Source organism: Nitratireductor lacus (genome assembly GCF_056431025.1).
Window position 1 is genome coordinate 259,095 of sequence record NZ_JBWKMB010000001.1, and the last position, 16,792, is coordinate 275,886.

The window sequence follows — 16,792 nt, forward strand, 5'->3', positions numbered from 1 at the left end:
GGATCGCCAGTTTTTCGGCAACGAACCAATTGCCAAGTCCATAAGGTATACTTAGCATCAATACCTGTTTTGGAGGTGGGATTCGTTTTTCACCAAAAATCGTAGGAACTCGTTCAACGTAGACACGCGGCCCCAAGGGCCGGATACGTGTCCAGCGTTGTGCATCGCGGGGTGGTCGTGTCGTTTTCGCCGAATGCGCGCGGTGCGCTTTTTATGTCCATTGCAATGGCCGGCTTCACCGTTAATGACGGTCTGACCAAGCTCGTCGCCGAAGCCATGAATATGGCGCAGGTCATGCTGGTGCGCGGGGTCATGGCGACGCTTGTCATGCTGCTGCTCGCCTGGCACTGGAAAGCACTGAAAAAGCCGCGCGCAGTCCTGCACCCGATGGTGGCGCTGCGTGTTGCAGGCGAGACCGGTGCCACCATTTGCTTTCTTTCGGCCCTCGCACATATGCCGATCGCCAACCTCGCCGCTGTCATGCAGGCGCTTCCACTGGCCGTTACACTCGGAGCAGCCTTCTTCCTGAATGAGCCTGTGGGCTGGCGCCGCTGGAGCGCGATTATCGTTGGCTTCATCGGCATATTGATCATCATCCGGCCCGGCTTCGACGCTTTCAACGCCTATTCGCTTTACGGTGTCGCTGCGGTTGCATTCGCCACCATGCGGGACCTGACGACCCGGAAGATTCCGTCCGATATACCCTCTCCGATGATTTCCACGGTGACGGCCGCATCAGTGACCATCGCCGGCGCAGTCCTGCTCGTCCCCTACGGAGGATGGTCCCCCATGAGTGGAGCAGACTTCGCCATTCTCGTGGGCGCCACCTTATGCATTGTCTGTGGCTATCACTTCATCGTTCTGTCCCTGCGGGCCGGCGAGCTCTCCTTCATCGCCCCCTTCCGCTATACCGCCCTCCTGTGGGCCATCGGCCTCGGCATCGTGCTTTTTGCAGACTGGCCCGATCGCGTCATGATGGCGGGGGCCTTTCTGGTGGTCTGCTCGGGCCTCTACACGCTTTACCGCGAACAGGTCGTCAACCGGACAAAGCCCGCAGCCAGGAGCACAGGCCCCGGCATGGCCACGGAAGGCACATGAAGATTTCGACCATTCATTCAAAACCGTCTGACTGGCTCGGATCCCATTCCAGCGCGCGCCAACTCCGGCCTGTTCGCACCGACCATTGATTATGCAAGGCTCGCAATACGTTATGGAAAAACTTTTATCCCGCTCCGCCACGCCCCCTCATATCGTCACGCTGGTTATCGCCACTGCGACGGCAGCGGTCTCGATGAACGTGTTCCTTCCCTCCCTCCCTGGTATGGCGGAATATTTCAAGGCGGATTACAGCATCGTCCAGCTGGCGGTCTCGCTCTACCTTGCCGCCACCGCCGTTCTGCAACTGGGCATCGGCCCGGCCTCCGATCACTTCGGCCGCCGTCCGGTCATGCTCACCTGCTTTGCCATCTTCATTCTGGCCACCATCGCCGCCCTGGTCGCGCCCAATATCACCGTCTTCCTTATCTGCCGGGTGATGCAGGCATTCGCTGCGGCAGGCATGGTTCTTTCCCGCGCCATCGTGCGCGACACGGTGGGCGCCGATGAAGCCGCCAGCCGCATCGGCTACATCACCATGGGCATGACGCTCGCTCCGATGCTCGGTCCTTTGATCGGAGGCTTTCTCGATGAGCTCTATGGCTGGAAGGCGACGTTTTACCTGATCCTGGGTTTCGGGCTGCTCTCTCTTCTGATCGTCTATCTTGATCTCGGAGAAACGAACCACACACCATCCAGCAGCATGACCGCTCAGGTCAGAAACTATCCCGAGCTCTTCCGGGCCCGGCGTTTCTGGGGCTATACGGCGACAGCCGCCATGGCGTCGGGAGCGTTTTTCGCCTTTCTTGGCGGCGGCCCATACGTGGCGACCGAAATTCTCGACCTCACCCCCTCGCAATACGGGATGTATTTCATACTGATCTCGGTGGGGTACATGATCGGCAACTTCCTTTCCGGTCGCTTTTCGAAGCGGATCGGCATCAATCCGATGATGCTGGCAGGCAATACTCTTGCATCTCTCGGGCTTGTCCTCGCGCTGGTCCTCTTTGCGGTCGGCTTCTTCCATCCCATGTCGCTTTTCGGCCCGTCATTTTTCGTCGGGATAGGCAATGGCATGACCATGCCGAACGCCAATGCCGGCATCGTCAGCGTTCGGCCGCACCTGGCCGGCTCCGCCTCGGGCCTCGGCGGCGCGCTGCAGATTGGCGGCGGCGCCGCACTTTCGGTGATCGCCGGCGCTGTCCTTTCGCCTGAAACAGGCCCGTTTCCGCTGATCTGGGTTATGCTCGTATCCTCCGTGCTCGCCATCGCCGCATCGCTCTACGTGATCTATGTTGCCAGGCAGGCTGGAAACATCTGAGGCCGAGCGATGAGAAAGGGCATTGTCGGAGTAATCCTCGCAGGTGGAACGGCACGCCGCCTGGGTGGTGGCGACAAGGGAATGCTGCGCCTCAATGGGAAAACAGTCATCGAAGCGGTCCTCGACAGGCTCTCGCCACAGGTTGACCGCATTGCCCTCAATGCCAATGGCGACCCGAACAGGTTTGCAGCGCTCGGACTTGAGGTGATCGCCGATCCGGTTCCTGAGCCCATTGGCCCTCTGGGAGGCGTGCTCGCGGCACTGCAGTGGGTGAGAAGCGCCGTCCCCGAGGCCTCGCATGTTGCAACGGCGGCAGCGGACACCCCCTTCTTTCCTCGCGATCTTGTTGCGCGCCTTGCTGATGCCGCGGGGGCATCTTCGGTTCCGGCCATCGCCCGAACCAGTGGCAGGCTGCATCCTGTCTTCGCCCTCTGGCCTGTCGAACTTGCCGATGATCTTGCCCGACATCTTGTCAAAGACGGTAGTCGCCGCGTCACCGCCTATGCGTGCGATCTTCACAACGCTGCCATCGTCGACTTTCCGTGTGGGCCCGGGGACGATCCGTTCTTCAACATCAACACGCCCGATGACCTTGAAAGGGCGCGCGAAAGGCACCGGAGGGAAACACCGTGAAACAACCGGTTTTCGGCATTGTCGGCTGGAAGAACTCGGGCAAGACCACCCTGACGGCAGCCCTTGTGACGGAGTTGACGAAACGCGGCTTCAGGATAGCCACCCTGAAACACGCCCACCATACGTTTGATATTGACCATGAGGGCACGGACTCCTTCCGTCACCGTGCCGCCGGTGCGCAGGAGGTCGCGATCGTTTCAGGCAGACGCTGGGCGATTATTCATGAACTGGCGGAAGAACGGGAGCCGACACTGCAGGAAATGCTCGCGCGCCTCTCCCCATGCGATCTCGTGCTGATCGAAGGTTTCAAGCGCGAAAACCATCCGAAACTGGAATGCCGCCGGCAAGACGCCAGGGACCGCAGCTTTCTGGCAACGGCCGACCCGGGCATCGTGGCGGTGGCGACGGACCACGACACCGAAAGCAGGAACCTGCCGCAATTCGCCCTCGGCGATATTGGCGGCATCGCCGATTTCATCATCGGCCATACCGGCATCGAACGAGAAGCGCGCTAGGGTCACGACCTGATAATATAGCGCTGTGCGCGCGCATTCATTGCATGGGACCAGTCACCTTTAAGGTTGCAATTTGAATCGGATCGGTGGGAATATCCGGCTTCAAGTTCCGCTCTGGCACGTGGCTGGCAGCGGTAGATAATAAGATGAGAGGAACCAGAATGCGTATTACAAGGCGTATCGCGCTCGCACTGCCTGCGGCAGCTTTGGCACTGGCAGTGGGCTCGGCCCATGCCCAGGACATGATGAAGCTCAAGATCGGTACCGAAGGTGCCTATCCCCCCTTCAACAACCTGACCGCGGACGGTTCTCTTGAAGGTTTTGACGTCGATATCGCCAAGGCGCTCTGCGAGGAGATGAAAGCTGAGTGCGAATTCGTGACGCAGGACTGGGACGGCATCATTCCGGCCCTTCAGGCCGGTAAATTCGACGCCATTGTCGCCTCCATGTCGATCACCGAAGACCGCAAGAAGCAGGTCGACTTCACCAACAAATACTACAACACCCCACCGGCGCTCGTCGTGCCGAAAGAGTCCGACATCGCCGGCACCTCGCCGGAGGACCTCGCCGGTAAGGTTATCGGCGCCCAAGGCTCAACCACCCATGCAAATTTCGCCGAGACCACCTTCACCGATAGCGATGTGAAGGTTTATCCGACCGCGGAGGAGTACAAGCTCGACATGGTCAACGGACGGCTCGATGCCGTCATCGACGACATCATCGTCCTGCAGGAATTCCTCGACAGCGAGGACGGCGCCTGCTGCAAGGTTCTCGGCACGCTTACACCGCGTGAGGATATCTACGGTCCGGGCATCGGCATTGCCGTGCGGCAAGGTGAAGACGAACTTCGCGAAAAGCTGAATGCCGCCATCACGGCCATCCGCGAGAATGGAAAGTATAAGGAAATCAACGACAAGTATTTCTCGTTCGACGTCTACGGCGACTGAGCGCCGTTACGATGTCCTGATTGATACTGCCGCAGGCGGACGAACCCGGGTGTTCGGCCGCCTGTATTGCATACGGCTCTAGAGATGGTGCCGGAATGAAAAGGAAAATCGCCAATCCGCAAAGGGATGCCGGGTCAGGCGGTTCGGACAGGGATTTTGGGAGATGGAAAGGGTTTGGACCCTTTTGAGTTTTGGCCCGGAAGGCTGGGGCGATGACATCGCCAAGGGCGTTCTTCTGACGGTTTCGCTGGCACTGGCCACATTACCATTAGGACTGGCGATCGGCTTTTTCGTCGCATTGGGCAAGCGTTCCAGCGAGAAGACATTGCGTCTGGCAGCCAACATATACACAACGATCTTCCGTGGACTGCCGGAGCTGCTGACGCTGTTTCTTGTATTCTACGGTGCCCAGATCGGCCTGCAGCAGCTTGTGCGTCTCTTCAACCCGGACGCCAGCATCGAAATCAACGCTTTTGTGGCGGGCATGGTGGCGCTCGGCGCCGTCTTCTCTTCCTACGCAAGCGAAGTGTTTCTCGCTGCCTTCCGGGCGATCCCACAGGGACAGTATGAGGGCGGTCACGCCATCGGCCTCTCGAATGCGCAGACCATGCGCCTCATCATCCTGCCCCAGCTCATCAGGCTGGCCCTGCCCGGCCTTTCCAATCTCTGGCTGATCCTCCTGAAAGACACCGCGCTCGTCTCCGTGATCGGCCTTGCCGACATCCTGCGCCAGACCGGCATTGCCGCGCGTGTCACCAAGGAGGCGTTTCTGTTCTTTGGCATCGCCTGCCTGCTCTATCTCGCTTTGGCCATGCTCTCCTCGATCGCTCTTGGCATCATCGAGAACTGGACCAAACGCCATGGAGCGCAGCGATGAGTGCAGACATGCAAGCAACCGTCGAGCGCCCGCCCGTCGCCAGACAGGCTTGGACGAGATCCCGGACAATCGGTGTGATCCTGCTCGCGATCTGGGCCGTCCTCGGCCTTGCGGTCCTCGGTTTCATGATCAACGCCTGGGACCCCAACATCTTCACCCGTTACGCGCCGCGCTATCTGTCCGGCCTTTGGATCACCATCCAGCTTGTCGCGGTTTCGGTTTTTCTCGGCGCGATCCTTTCCGTGCCCGTCGCGCTTGGACGTACATCAAGAAACAGGTTCATTGCCGCCCTTGCCTATGCATATGTCTATTTTTTCCGCGGAACACCCCTGCTCGCCCAGACATTCCTGGTCTATTACGGTCTTGGCTCTTTCAGACCCGAGCTTCAGGCGGTGGGGCTGTGGACGTTTTTCCGGGAAGCCTGGTACTGCGCCGTCTTCGCCTTCACCCTCAACACCGCCGCCTACCAGGCCGAAATCCTGCGCGGGGCGATCGAGAGCGTCGGCAAGGGCCAATGGGAAGCCGCGTCGGCACTCGGCCTCTCCAGGTTCCAGACCGCGCGCAAGATCATCATTCCGCAGGCGTTGATTGTCGCGCTGAGGCCCTATGGCAACGAGATCATTCTGATGATCAAGGGTTCTGCCATCGTCGCAATCATCACGGTCTACGACCTGATGGGCGAAACACGGCGCGCCTACGCTCGCACATTCGACTTCCAGACTTACATCTGGGCCGCCATCATCTATCTTGGCATCGTCGAGATCCTGCGCAACACGATAGACTGGATCGAGCGTCGTATCACGAAGCATCTGAAGCGCTGACACTTAGAACACGCATATCAGGGAGAAAATTTCCGAATGGCAGACGTCGCATTCATCGGGCTCGGGGTCATGGGATATCCGATGGCCGCGCATCTTCAGAACAAGGGCGGGCACAAGGTCACGGTCTATAATCGCACCGCCGCGAAGGCGCAGAGCTGGGTCAGGGAGCATGGCGGCGCGCACGCCCCCACACCTCGGGAAGCCGCTGCGGGCGAGGATTTTGTCTTTGCCTGCGTCGGCAATGACGATGACCTGCGCTCGGTGACGCTCGGCGAGAACGGCGCCTTCCAGAGCATGAAGGAGGGCGCAGTCTTCATCGACAACACCACCGCTTCCGCTGAAGTGGCGCGCGAACTCGCCGAAGAAGCGCGGAAGCGCGGTTTCGGCTTCATCGACGCGCCCGTATCCGGCGGTCAGGCCGGCGCGGAAAACGGTATCCTGACGGTGATGTGCGGCGGCGAGGAAGCGGTGTTCGAAAGGGCAAAGCCCGTGATCGAATCCTTCGCCCGGATGGTCGGACTTATGGGCCCGGCCGGTGCTGGACAACTCACCAAGATGATCAACCAGATCTGCATCGCCGGGCTGGTGCAGGGGCTCGCTGAAGGCATTCACTTCGGCCAGAAGGCCGGGCTCGACATCGAGAAGGTCGTCGACGTGATTTCCAAGGGTGCGGCCGGCTCCTGGCAGATGGAAAACCGTCATAAGACCATGAACCAGGGCACGTATGATTTCGGCTTCGCGGTCGACTGGATGCGCAAGGACTTGGGGATCTGCCTTGCCGAGGCCGACCGCAACGGTGCAAGCTTACCTGTCACCGCTCTGGTGGATCAGTTCTACAAGGATGTCCAGAAGATGGGGGGCAGCCGCTGGGATACGTCCTCCCTGCTCGCCCGCCTGGCAAAATAGGAGCAGGCAATGACTGGCCGGTGTGCGGCATTTCTCGCAGCAAGCCTCGGCGCGCTCTCTGCACCGGCCTTCATCGCCTCACCCGCCGCCGGTTCCGAAACCGCGCCGCAACCGGGATCGGTTCGCCCTGTCGAATGGGCTGCCCTTGCGTCCCCGGACCCCGCCAGTCCGCAACGCCTGTCAGCCAGCAAACTGAGCGGCCAGACGATCAGCCTTTCCGGCTACCTCCTCCCCGCCGACCGCGAGGGCGGACTGGTCTACTCGTTCATGCTGGTTGCGCGCCGCGGCGCCTGCAGCCACATGCAGCAGCCGCCACCCAGCCAGGTCATCCGGGTCGTGCCAGCAACCCCTTACCGCCTGAGCTCCAACTACGAGCCGGTGACGATAACCGGCGCACTGCAGCCCGGTCTGGAGAAAACCCAGCTTTTCATTCTGGATGGCGCAGCAGTGATAACGTCCGGCTATACGGTAAGGGGTGCCCGGGTGAGCCCGAATAGAACCCTGCCTGCCAGAACCTTGCCTGGGGGGCGGACGGCCTCCCCGGACAATCCCTGGCATCGCGTTGTCAACGGCACGAAATCGTCCAGTCAACCGCCATTGGTCCCGCCGGAATCCTTGTCCAGAACGAGATAGTCGAGCGGCAGCTCGGTCGTGTATTTGATCTGCTCCATCGCGAAGGTGGATGAGACATCGCGGATTTCGATCTTGGCAATCAGCCTCTTGTAGAAGGCGTCATAGGCAGCGATATCCGGCACCACGACCCGCAGCAGATAGTCCACATCGCCGCTCATCCGATAAAACTCGACCACCTCGGGAAACTGCTGGATCACCTCGGAGAAGCGCTTCAGCCACTCATGGCTGTGCATGTTCGTGCGGATCGACACGAACACATTGACCCGGGCATTGACCTTTTCCGGATCGAGCACCGCCACGCGCCGGCGAATGACACCTTCTTCCTCCAGCTTCTGGATACGCCTCCAGCAGGGTGTCGTGGACAGACCGACCTTTTTTGCAACATCGGCTACGGCAAGGGTCGAATTTTCCTGCAACAGGCGCAGGATCTTGCGATCAAGGCGATCCATGATGAACTCCGGAGAAAATGATTTCCTAAAATGGCAAGAGAATTCCAAACCAACAAGAAATTTTTTGCCCCATAAATGAGAACCGCGATCAGATATTCCTCATTTGTCTGAAAGAAGCCGATGAATTTCCTCACGAAGAACAGGCAACAGATCGCGTTCAAACCACAGATTCTTTTTCAGCCACCCCGTATTGCGCCATGAAGGATGCGGCAGTGGCAGAACGCGTGGTCGCAGGTCGAGCGCCAGCAACCGGCGCCAGTCGCGCACCGTCTCGGTGAGGGTCCTGGAACGCTCGCCGCCCAGGTGCCAGGCCTGGGCATACTGGCCAATCACGAGAACAAGTTCGATCTGCGGCATTGCTTCCATCAACTGCGCACGCCAGGCCGGCGCGCACTCCCTGCGCGGCGGCAGATCGCCGCCTTTGGCGTCGAGCCCGGGAAAGCAGAACCCCATAGGTGCAATCGCGAAGCAGGATGGGTCGTAAAATGTCGGGCGATCGACTTCGAGCCAGTCCCGCAACCGGTCTCCCGAACGGTCGTCAAACGGCAGGCCGGAAGCGTGAACCCGTGTTCCTGGCGCCTGCCCGGCAATGAGAATCCGTGCGCTGCGCGAGCCAACAACAACCGGTCGCGGCTCATGTGGGAGCGGTGTACCAGCCGGCTCCTCGACGCAGATCCGGCAGGCACGAATGCGCATCAGCAGTGTTTCAAGCCGATCATTCTGCACGTCCGCACGCTCAGGCCCTGGCGCTCGGTCGCCCGGCAACCGTGTGATACCAGCGCATCAGGTGATCGAGCCCTTCCGGGACAGTCAAACGCGCGAGCTTCATGAAATCGATGCTCACAAGCCCGGTGATATCGGCAATCGAATAGTGCTCGCCCGCGATGAATGGACGGTCGGCCAGTGCCTCATCGAGATAGGAGAGAAACTCAAGGGCTTTGGGCTTGTTGGCTTCGCCCCAAGCCGCGACCTGCGGCACCTCCCATTCCTTCATGGCCGGATGCAGATGCCGGAAGGCCTGTGCAATGGGATAGAACAGGTGCATCTCGACGCGGCGCTGCCACATCTCCACGGTGGCAGCTCCAAGCGCTCCCGTGCCGAAAAGCGCGGGCTCGGGGTGAAGCGCCTCGAAATAGCGGCAGATGGCAACGGTTTCCGTCAGCACTGTGCCGTCGTCCAGTTCCAGAACGGGCAAGCGCTGCAGCGGGTTAAGGCGAGTCAGCGTTTCAGACTTGTGCTCCAGCGCGCCCATGTCCACCGGTTCGATGGGTATCTCGACGCCCTTCTCCGCCAGGAAAATCCGTACACGCCGCGGATTGGGCGCCCTGCCGCCGTCATAAAGCTTCATGATCCAATCACCCTTCGCCTGAAAACCACTCCACAAACCTGTCCCAAAGGCGCTTAAGCAGATCGCCATCCGCCCGACGCGGCTCGCCCTGATGTTCCACACGCCAGTCATGCGGGGCCTCGAAACCGCCGGCCCATATGCCGCGCCGTGCCCGGCGCGCTTCTGCCTCGACCCCATCGTAAGCGCCATAGGCGAGCGCCCAGCCAGCCGCAACGAGCGCTTCGCCGATATCGTTCCCGTTCACCTTACAGCGCGCCAGAAGACGATCATAGCGGTCGCGCTCATAGCCTTCACACACTACCTCTGCGCCTGCCACCAGCCGGCGCAACGCCCGCAGCGCCTCTCGCCCGCAGGCATAGTTCTGACCGTCGCGGGTGCAGCTTTGCTGAAACTCGGGTGCGTCGATGCCTTCAAGGCGAATACGTTCACCGGAAACCGTCAGCGTATCGCCATCATGAACGATGACCTGACCGCTCAGCGTCTGGCTGCCAAAGCGCTGAAGCCGGTCCACCAGGAGCGCTATCCCGCCCAGCAGCAGCAGGGTCAACATCAGATCCGTCAGACGCATGGACCGGCGGCCGCGTTTCCGCGCGTTTCGGCGGCCTCTCATCTTTTGAAGGGTCTCTTAATCATTCACGAATAGTTTGAGCGGTGAATAGCGGGAATTCAAACGGGTTATGGTGCCGGAAGCGTCAAAATCGGCCGACAAGTTCATTGTGGACCGCACCAAGCCGCATCGCAACAGCAATGTGGGTCTTGCCGTGCGCCGCACGCGCGACCGGCTGTCTCAAAGCCTCGGCCCGCCAGATTTCAACCGCGACATGCTGAAATTGCACGCGCGCGCCATTCTCTCCAACGCCATCAAGCCAGTCCTGCTGATCCTGGCAATCAGCCTCGGGGGGCTTTACCTCGGGCTTGATCCGCAGGTCACGTGCCTGTGGGCACTTGCCTGCCTTGCCGGTTACCTGCCGCTCATTCTGCTTGCGCGCCGTCTCGAGGGGATGCAGGAAAACGAAATTGAGGTCACGCGGACACGGCAGTGGCTTTTTGCCGCCCATTTCGCCAGCGGCCTCGGATGGGCTTGTTTCGCGTTTCTGCCGCTTCCCGCCGGCATGTTCTCCGAAGCGCAGATCATGCAGGGTGCCCTTCTGCTTCTCGTCATCGCCGGAACGGCAGTCGTGACGGCGACACTGGGCGGCGCTCTGGTCGCTGCTTTCGCACTGCCGGTCTGCCTGTTCGCCTTCAGGGTCAGCAATGAACCCACAATAGGCGCATTGATGATGGGACTGGTCCTGGCTGCATCGCTGCCCTTCCTCGCCTATGTCGCGCACCATCGAAACCGCGCTGCGTTGACCCTTCTCTCATTCCAAAGCGAGAAGAACGCGCTCGTGGGCGAACTGGAAACGGCCAAATCCATGTCGGATGAGGCACGCCGGCGCGCCGAAGAAGCCAACCTGGCGAAATCACGGTTTCTTGCATCGATGAGCCATGAGCTCAGAACCCCCTTGAACGCAATTCTCGGCTTCTCCGAGGTCATGGCCAATCAGGTTCTGGGTCCGCTGGAAAATGCGACCTATCGCGACTACGCGAATGACATTCACAGTTCCGGCAAGCATCTGCTCAGCCTGATCAACGAGATACTCGACCTCTCGCGCATTGAGGCGGGACGCTATCGGCTCAATGAGGAGCCGCTGTCACTCGGGGCAATCGTCGAGGACTGCTGCCGCCTGATGGAAATGAAGGCACGCGGCAAGGACATCTCGTTCAGGCTCGATGTGGAGCCAACCCTGCTGCGGCTTTTCGCCGACGAACGCGCCCTCCGCCAGATCACGCTCAACCTTCTTTCCAACGCCGTCAAATTCAGCCCGACGGGGAGTTCCGTGCACATTCGGGTCGGCTGGACAGCCGGAGGTGGACAATACATCGCCATCAAGGACAACGGCCCGGGCATACCGGACGACGAACTTGCCGTGGTTCTCTCGGCATTCGGACAGGGGTCCATTGCCATCAAGAGCGCGGAACAGGGTACCGGCCTCGGCCTGCCAATCGTTCAGGGGCTGGCAGCGTTGCACAATGGCGTTTTCGAACTCAACACCAGGCTGCGCTCCGGGACCGATGCGATTGTTGCCTTCCCGCGTTCACGCGTGATGGAAGAGCTTCCCGCCGTTCCCACCGAGCGCAAGCGCGCATCGGGTGGCGGCACTTGACACCCCCTCCCCGACCCCATGGCTCACCCCATACGCCTGGCGACCTCCGCGATCCCACCGGCCAACGCGGCTGCTGATTTGACAAGACCAGCCGCGACAGCGCCAGCACATCCCGCCTCGCCGGAAAACTCCAGCTCAAGGAGTGGCTTAAGCTCAAGCTGTTCGGCTGCCCATATCTCAAGCGGGCTATTCGAACTCGCAAGGACGCAATGAGAAATCGCGTGCGGTGCCAGCCTGTAGAGCACCGCCGCTGCGGCCAAAGCCGGCAACCCGTCGAGAATAACGGGAATATTCTGCGCACGAGCTGCGAGAATGGCACCCGTAAGCGCTGCAATGTCCCGCCCGCCCAGTCGCCGCAGCACCTCGAGCGGATCGCTCAGGTGGTCGGCATGGAAGGAAATGGCTTCAGACACAATATTCCCGTCCGCAGCACCCACCTGTTCCAACTCCCCATTCAGAAGCGCGAGAAGAATTGCACTTGCGGCAATCGCAGCCTGTGCACCCAAAGCTCCGACACAGAGAAGGTCGGCACCCTCGGCTGTGGCTTCCATACCGAACGCAATCGTGGCCGCACAGGAGCGTTCGTCCAGAGAGGCATCCCCGCGGATATCTTTCGATGGCAGGTCAAGCGCCAGATCGAACACATTCAGGGAAAGATCGCCTGCCACGCATAAATGAGACACGGCAGCAGCGCCCGCAGCAACCGCATCGACCCGCGCGCGCTGCTCCGAAAGCGCATCCTCCGCGAAGCCGTGGGTTGCGGCATAGAGCGCGACGCCGGATTTGCCAATCAGCGGCGGCACAGCCCGGCGGGTACGTGCAAGCCATATGCCGAGCTCCTGCAGGCGCCCCAGCGCGGTCCCCGGGTAGCCGGCCCGCGCGAATGCCTGTGTCATCGCTTCAGCCAGGGTGTCGTCAGGCGTTTCGAGTTGGGAAAGCAGGGAGCGGACGTCGTCGAAAGGCATTCCGGAGAAGGACATGAACAATGGTTCCCGATTGGTGTCGGAAACGAGATAGCCACCAAGCGCCTCAAGCGCAATGGTATAGCGGCCGCGCTTGTGGCTTGCGCCGGCAGGCACAATACCCCATGTCTGGACCCCATGCCTGGGTTAAGAATGCTGGAAAGATCATGGCCGACATCAAATCCCCCTGCATCCTGGTATGCGCGATCGACATGAAGTCGGGCTACTGTTTCGGTTGCGGGCGCACGCGCGATGAAATTGCCGGCTGGCTCGCCATGTCGTCACGGGAGCGCGATACCGTCATGGCTGAACTTCCCGCGCGTCTTGAAACCGTGGAGCGCAGACCGCGCCGCGAAACCCGGCGCGCACGCCTTGCCCGCCAGCGCGCGGAGGGACAATAGCCATGCGGCTGTTCTGGATTTCCATGGCCGTACTGGGGAGCGGCCTGATCCTGCTGATCGCCAATCATGACTCCGGCACAGTACTGGGTCTTGAAAGCTCTGCCTTCGCCTCGACCCTCTATATGGGGCTCTGGGCTGCCGTTCTGATTGTCGGGATACTGGGCTCGGGCCTGCGGATCGGCGAGATGGCAAAAACGCTCGCCTTTTGGGTTTTTCTGCTTTTGGCCCTGGTGGCTATTTATCAGTACCGCTACGAACTGCAGGATATTGCAAGCCGCGTTACAGCCGGCCTCATACCGGGCAGCCCGATATCTGCAGTGGATAGCGACGGACGGGCGCAGGTGATGGTGGAGCGTTCCGCCAGTGGCCATTTCGAGGTCGTCGCGGATGTAAACGGTACCGGCCTGCGCATGCTGATTGATACAGGCGCTAGCAGCATCGTTCTATCGGATGCGGATGCGCGCGCGGCGGGTTTTGATCCTGAAGGATTGCAATTCCGGACACCGGTTGCGACCGCCAATGGCACCGCGCTGGTGGCCCGCGCCCGCGCGGCGGAAATCCAGGTGGGAGCCATTGTGCGAAGCAACCTGCCGGTCTACGTCGCGCAGCCGGGGCGCCTCGACCAGAGCCTGCTTGGGATGAGCTTTATCAATACGCTGGCCGGCTTCGAACTTCGCGGCGACCGCATCATTCTTCGAGATTAAGGGTGAGACCGGCACCGGTGGATGAACACCCGAAGCAGCGTCCGGGTGTTCATCTGCGCTACTTGTAGACCGCCTCGTGGGTTTGCCCCGGACGTCCACTGGTCCCACTCAGCATCCTGGATTCAATCTCCAGCCGATAGCGCCCGCCAACGACCCGCCATTCGCTTGCGATGAGCTTGCGCAGCGCGTTGATACGCCTTTTCGCCAGGCGCTTGCCCTCACCGCCTTCGGCATAGACGAGCCGCAGAACCGAAGGCTCGTGCTCGAGCAGGGCGATGAGTTGTGAGACATGTCCCTGCCAGTCGGACATCAGGCTGTGCGACCCCCGCACAAACGCCGCATCGGTAAGATCAAGCCGCACCACCCGGCCAATGGACGCGCCGAACAGGAATTCGGACGCCTTGCCCGCCGTCAACCGGACCACGCGCGGGTTCTCCGTCGTCAGACGGTATCCCGATGGCAGCGATCGCGGATCCAGCTTCATGATGTAGTTCGTGCCGATCCGCTGGTCGGGAAGATCCGCACAGGCCACATGGAAGCGCCCGTGATCGTCCGCCGTCAGCAACAGACCCTTCACTGTCGCTACCCGCACACCAGCCAGACCCGGTTCGCCTGCATCCTGATACCCGTTGCGGTTCCTGTCGTCGAACACCTTGCCTAAAATGTCGCCGCAGTCGAACACCGCCTCCACCACCACTTCGACAACGGCCTCCGCAATCCCTGACGCCATCGCGCCGGAAAGGTCCTCGACCCAGGCCTGGTTCACATATTCACCAGGCTTCGCCGCTGACGTCACCGCAAGCTCGAGATCAATCAGCACTGCCGTGTTCGCAGGAAGCGCAACATTCTCGAATGTCAGCTTCCGCCCCTCCGCTTTGGGTGTGACAGGACTGCCATCCAGTTGCGCCGACCCAGGCACGAAGGTCAGGCCCGGCGGTGTCATGTCGACAATGTTGACAGTGCTTTCTCCTGCCAAACCAAGCGACTTCACACGGATCGTGTATGGAACACGGCCGCCCCGCCGCACCTCCGCCATAGGCGTCACCTTGCTGATCGCATAGCCTGGCAGATCGACCACGGCCATCGCATCAGGTGACATCACAGCCTGCCCCAGCGGATCCCTGCCGCTCGCCGTCGCCGTGTTCTTCACACCATCCTCGACACCCTGCGCTGCATCCACATCACCCTGCGTCACCGTATAGGTCGCGGTAAACCTCACGCTTTCTCCTGCAGCCAGTTGTGCGCTAGAGGGCGAAAAAGGTGACAGCATCCCACTGCCGGCTCGCCCGTTGAAATGCGGCCCAGGATCGTTTGGAACCACATCGGTGGCGGTCACATTGCCGTCATTCGTTACATCGAACGTGTAGACAATCGTGTCCCCGGGCTCCGCAAACTGACCTTCCGTACCCTGGAAGGCTCCCGACTTCTCGAGCACAAGGGAAGCATTGTAGGGCAGCAGCGTCAGCGTTGGGTCATCAGGCTCGCCGTCATTTTCGACATCGGCATCGGCCACTTCGTCCGGATCGTCCGATATGTCGGTGATTGGCGTGTTGTTGGGGGCGATGGCATCCACGCTCGCCGTTGCGACAATCCCGCCAGCATCGATATCAGCCTGCGTCAGCGTATAGGAAGTCGTGAAGGTCGTGCGGTCCTCGCTGCCAGGTAGAAAACCCGACAGGCTGCCAGTGGGAACGGCAACCGATGGCAGGGGCTGAGACGTGCCCGGCCCGACCTGCAGCGACGAGAACGCGACGTTGTCCAGCGTCACATTGCCGGTGTTGCGAACCACAAATGTATAGACAACCGGCTCGCCGGGATCGGGGTAGCCGTTTCCGTTCGTGTCGATCCATTCATCGATCATGTCCACTTCGACCGCCGGGTTCGCCTCGAACGAGACCACCGTCGGATCACCTGGGATGCCCTCGAGCGCCCTCGACAACCGGTCCACATTCCGGCCCTGCGGGTCCTTCGCGACCGCTGTCCCCAGATTCTCGACAACCCCCCTGTCGATATCCTCCTGCGTGATCGCATAGGCGCCGGTCAGGTCGGATCTACCCTCCCCCGGGGCCAGCGAGGCGATCGGGCTGCCGGAGACCGGGGTCCTGTCATCCTCGACGACGATATCCGTCAGCGTCACATTGCCTGTGTTCTCGAGCGTGAACGTGTAGTTGATCAGTTCCCCGGCATCCGCCTGACCATTGCCGTTGAGATCTTCCAGTTCCCCTTGTTTGATGAAGTCATAGTCGGCATTGGGTGGGATCGCCACAATGGTGGGGCTCTCGTCAACATCCGTTGTGTCACTGGAGATGTCGTTGAAAAGGTTCCCGTTCTCGTCGGTTCCCTCGGCCGTGGCCACATTGGACAAGCCGCCAGCATCGATATCGTCCTGTGTCAGCGTGTAAGTCGCCGTGTAGGTCGCCGTTTCCCCTTCGGTCAGCGCGCCCTCGGGAGAACCGGCCGATGCAGAAACGAATGTCGGTCCGCTATCCAGGGTCAACGGTGTGCCGTCGGCCCGCACGAGAACATCCTCGCTGATCGAGACATCGCTCAGTGAGCCGATGCCCTGGTTCTCAACCGTCATCGTGAAGGTCAGAACATCACCAGCCTTATCGCCTGCCGAAACCGTCTTGATGATCTCAATGACTTCAGAACCAAGTACGAAGTTCATGACGCAGTGGGGATTCACATTCGCAGGATATGCAGCAATGGTCAGCGTTTGCGACGGAGAGGTTGCCGTAAAAACGAAAACACGCTGATGCCATCCATCCTCGGGGGGATAGAGAATGTCCGTGGAAGTACCTGTCGTGCTTGCGGTCAAGCCGTCACAAGCCACATACCCACCCTCAGCGGACCAAGGTGCTCCATACATAGGAATTCTGTATTCTCGCCCAGGCACGAGGCCAGTCATTGTCGTCTCGACAGACTCCGGTCCACCGCTGAAGAACGACGTGAACGTAGTATGCCCATCGGGGG

General features: G+C 60.6%; 18 protein-coding genes. 12 read left to right on the plus strand and 6 right to left on the minus strand.

The annotated features are described in order from the left end of the window. The first annotated feature begins 147 nt into the window (after positions 1-147). The 9 genes from AC07E3_RS01320 (at position 148) to AC07E3_RS01360 (ending at position 7,748) form a co-directional block, all read left to right on the plus strand. Complete coding sequence (locus tag AC07E3_RS01320; RefSeq protein ID WP_336068539.1) at positions 148-1,098, plus strand: DMT family transporter; 951 nt, start codon at positions 148-150, stop codon at positions 1,096-1,098. Between the two features lie 112 nt (positions 1,099-1,210). Continuing rightward, positions 1,211-2,416 carry a multidrug effflux MFS transporter gene (locus AC07E3_RS01325; RefSeq protein ID WP_478360066.1) on the plus strand — a complete coding sequence of 402 codons (1,206 nt, stop codon included), beginning with the start codon at positions 1,211-1,213 and terminating at the stop codon, positions 2,414-2,416. Positions 2,417-2,425: 9 nt separating this feature from the next. Next, entirely contained in the window at positions 2,426-3,049 is a 624-nt protein-coding gene (gene mobA / locus AC07E3_RS01330; RefSeq protein ID WP_478360068.1) for a molybdenum cofactor guanylyltransferase MobA, read from the plus strand. After that, positions 3,046-3,564: a molybdopterin-guanine dinucleotide biosynthesis protein B gene (mobB, locus tag AC07E3_RS01335; protein WP_336068534.1), complete on the plus strand. Its 519-nt coding sequence runs from the start codon at positions 3,046-3,048 to the stop codon at positions 3,562-3,564. Before mobA ends, mobB begins: the two co-directional genes overlap by 4 nt. Positions 3,565-3,725: 161 nt before the next feature. Next, positions 3,726-4,511: an ABC transporter substrate-binding protein gene (locus AC07E3_RS01340; protein WP_065815155.1), complete on the plus strand. Its 786-nt coding sequence runs from the start codon at positions 3,726-3,728 to the stop codon at positions 4,509-4,511. A gap of 163 nt (positions 4,512-4,674) precedes the next feature. After that, on the plus strand, positions 4,675-5,388 hold the full coding sequence (locus tag AC07E3_RS01345; RefSeq protein ID WP_336068531.1) for an ABC transporter permease: 714 nt from the start codon (positions 4,675-4,677) through the stop codon (positions 5,386-5,388). A gap of 8 nt (positions 5,389-5,396) precedes the next feature. Continuing rightward, positions 5,397-6,209, plus strand: coding sequence for an ABC transporter permease (locus AC07E3_RS01350; protein ID WP_478360069.1), 813 nt, complete (start codon positions 5,397-5,399; stop codon positions 6,207-6,209). Positions 6,210-6,245: 36 nt separating this feature from the next. Then, on the plus strand, positions 6,246-7,115 hold the full coding sequence (locus AC07E3_RS01355) for an NAD(P)-dependent oxidoreductase (RefSeq protein ID WP_478360070.1): 870 nt from the start codon (positions 6,246-6,248) through the stop codon (positions 7,113-7,115). 9 nt (positions 7,116-7,124) lie between these two features. Beyond that, complete coding sequence (locus AC07E3_RS01360) at positions 7,125-7,748, plus strand: DUF3299 domain-containing protein (RefSeq protein ID WP_478360071.1); 624 nt, start codon at positions 7,125-7,127, stop codon at positions 7,746-7,748. Here the strand turns inward: AC07E3_RS01360 and AC07E3_RS01365 are convergent. The 4 genes from AC07E3_RS01365 to AC07E3_RS01380 form a co-directional block, all read right to left on the minus strand. Further along, positions 7,703-8,197, minus strand: coding sequence for an Lrp/AsnC family transcriptional regulator (locus tag AC07E3_RS01365; protein WP_025030713.1), 495 nt, complete (start codon positions 8,195-8,197; stop codon positions 7,703-7,705). The genes AC07E3_RS01360 and AC07E3_RS01365 overlap by 46 nt on opposite strands. 99 nt (positions 8,198-8,296) lie before the next feature. Beyond that, positions 8,297-8,893: a uracil-DNA glycosylase family protein gene (locus tag AC07E3_RS01370; RefSeq protein WP_478360133.1), complete on the minus strand. Its 597-nt coding sequence runs from the start codon at positions 8,891-8,893 to the stop codon at positions 8,297-8,299. A gap of 40 nt (positions 8,894-8,933) precedes the next feature. After that, positions 8,934-9,545 (minus strand): glutathione S-transferase, encoded by a 612-nt coding sequence (locus tag AC07E3_RS01375; protein ID WP_478360072.1) that lies wholly within the window; start codon positions 9,543-9,545, stop codon positions 8,934-8,936. 7 nt (positions 9,546-9,552) lie between these two features. Continuing rightward, positions 9,553-10,095 (minus strand): thermonuclease family protein, encoded by a 543-nt coding sequence (locus tag AC07E3_RS01380; protein WP_478360073.1) that lies wholly within the window; start codon positions 10,093-10,095, stop codon positions 9,553-9,555. 127 nt (positions 10,096-10,222) lie between these two features. Here AC07E3_RS01380 and AC07E3_RS01385 point away from each other — a divergent pair, with 127 nt between their 5' ends. Then, positions 10,223-11,752 (plus strand): sensor histidine kinase, encoded by a 1,530-nt coding sequence (locus AC07E3_RS01385; RefSeq protein ID WP_478360074.1) that lies wholly within the window; start codon positions 10,223-10,225, stop codon positions 11,750-11,752. A gap of 23 nt (positions 11,753-11,775) precedes the next feature. Here the strand turns inward: AC07E3_RS01385 and AC07E3_RS01390 are convergent, their stop codons facing one another. Then, positions 11,776-12,831 (minus strand): nicotinate-nucleotide--dimethylbenzimidazole phosphoribosyltransferase, encoded by a 1,056-nt coding sequence (locus AC07E3_RS01390; RefSeq protein ID WP_478360075.1) that lies wholly within the window; start codon positions 12,829-12,831, stop codon positions 11,776-11,778. A 50-nt stretch (positions 12,832-12,881) separates the two neighbouring features. On the opposite strand from AC07E3_RS01390, the gene AC07E3_RS01395 reads away from it, so the two are divergent. Both AC07E3_RS01395 and AC07E3_RS01400 read left to right on the plus strand, forming a co-directional pair. Beyond that, on the plus strand, positions 12,882-13,115 hold the full coding sequence (locus AC07E3_RS01395; RefSeq protein WP_478360076.1) for a DUF1289 domain-containing protein: 234 nt from the start codon (positions 12,882-12,884) through the stop codon (positions 13,113-13,115). A gap of 2 nt (positions 13,116-13,117) precedes the next feature. Next, complete coding sequence (locus AC07E3_RS01400) at positions 13,118-13,819, plus strand: retropepsin-like aspartic protease family protein (RefSeq protein ID WP_336068516.1); 702 nt, start codon at positions 13,118-13,120, stop codon at positions 13,817-13,819. 58 nt (positions 13,820-13,877) lie between these two features. Here the strand turns inward: AC07E3_RS01400 and AC07E3_RS01405 are convergent, their stop codons facing one another. Then, a complete protein-coding gene (locus tag AC07E3_RS01405) occupies positions 13,878-16,487 on the minus strand; it encodes a DUF7507 domain-containing protein (protein ID WP_478360077.1) in 2,610 nt (869 codons plus the stop codon). Positions 16,488-16,792: the final 305 nt, after the last annotated feature.

Excerpts from the sequence above, each read along its gene's own strand:
- AC07E3_RS01325 (WP_478360066.1), top strand. The coding sequence starts at position 1,211 with ATGGAAAAACTTTTATCCCGCTCCGCCACGCCCCCTCATATCGTCACG.
- mobA (WP_478360068.1), top strand. The coding sequence starts at position 2,426 with ATGAGAAAGGGCATTGTCGGAGTAATCCTCGCAGGTGGAACGGCACGC.
- AC07E3_RS01340 (WP_065815155.1), top strand. The coding sequence starts at position 3,726 with ATGCGTATTACAAGGCGTATCGCGCTCGCACTGCCTGCGGCAGCTTTG.
- AC07E3_RS01345 (WP_336068531.1), top strand. The coding sequence starts at position 4,675 with ATGGAAAGGGTTTGGACCCTTTTGAGTTTTGGCCCGGAAGGCTGGGGC.
- AC07E3_RS01350 (WP_478360069.1), top strand. The coding sequence starts at position 5,397 with ATGCAAGCAACCGTCGAGCGCCCGCCCGTCGCCAGACAGGCTTGGACG.
- AC07E3_RS01355 (WP_478360070.1), top strand. The coding sequence starts at position 6,246 with ATGGCAGACGTCGCATTCATCGGGCTCGGGGTCATGGGATATCCGATG.
- AC07E3_RS01360 (WP_478360071.1), top strand. The coding sequence starts at position 7,125 with ATGACTGGCCGGTGTGCGGCATTTCTCGCAGCAAGCCTCGGCGCGCTC.
- AC07E3_RS01365 (WP_025030713.1), bottom strand. The coding sequence starts at position 8,197 with ATGGATCGCCTTGATCGCAAGATCCTGCGCCTGTTGCAGGAAAATTCG.
- AC07E3_RS01370 (WP_478360133.1), bottom strand. The coding sequence starts at position 8,893 with ATGCGCATTCGTGCCTGCCGGATCTGCGTCGAGGAGCCGGCTGGTACA.
- AC07E3_RS01375 (WP_478360072.1), bottom strand. The coding sequence starts at position 9,545 with ATGAAGCTTTATGACGGCGGCAGGGCGCCCAATCCGCGGCGTGTACGG.
- AC07E3_RS01380 (WP_478360073.1), bottom strand. The coding sequence starts at position 10,095 with ATGTTGACCCTGCTGCTGCTGGGCGGGATAGCGCTCCTGGTGGACCGG.
- AC07E3_RS01385 (WP_478360074.1), top strand. The coding sequence starts at position 10,223 with ATGGTGCCGGAAGCGTCAAAATCGGCCGACAAGTTCATTGTGGACCGC.
- AC07E3_RS01395 (WP_478360076.1), top strand. The coding sequence starts at position 12,882 with ATGGCCGACATCAAATCCCCCTGCATCCTGGTATGCGCGATCGACATG.
- AC07E3_RS01400 (WP_336068516.1), top strand. The coding sequence starts at position 13,118 with ATGCGGCTGTTCTGGATTTCCATGGCCGTACTGGGGAGCGGCCTGATC.
- AC07E3_RS01405 (WP_478360077.1), bottom strand. The coding sequence starts at position 16,487 with ATGAACTTCGTACTTGGTTCTGAAGTCATTGAGATCATCAAGACGGTT.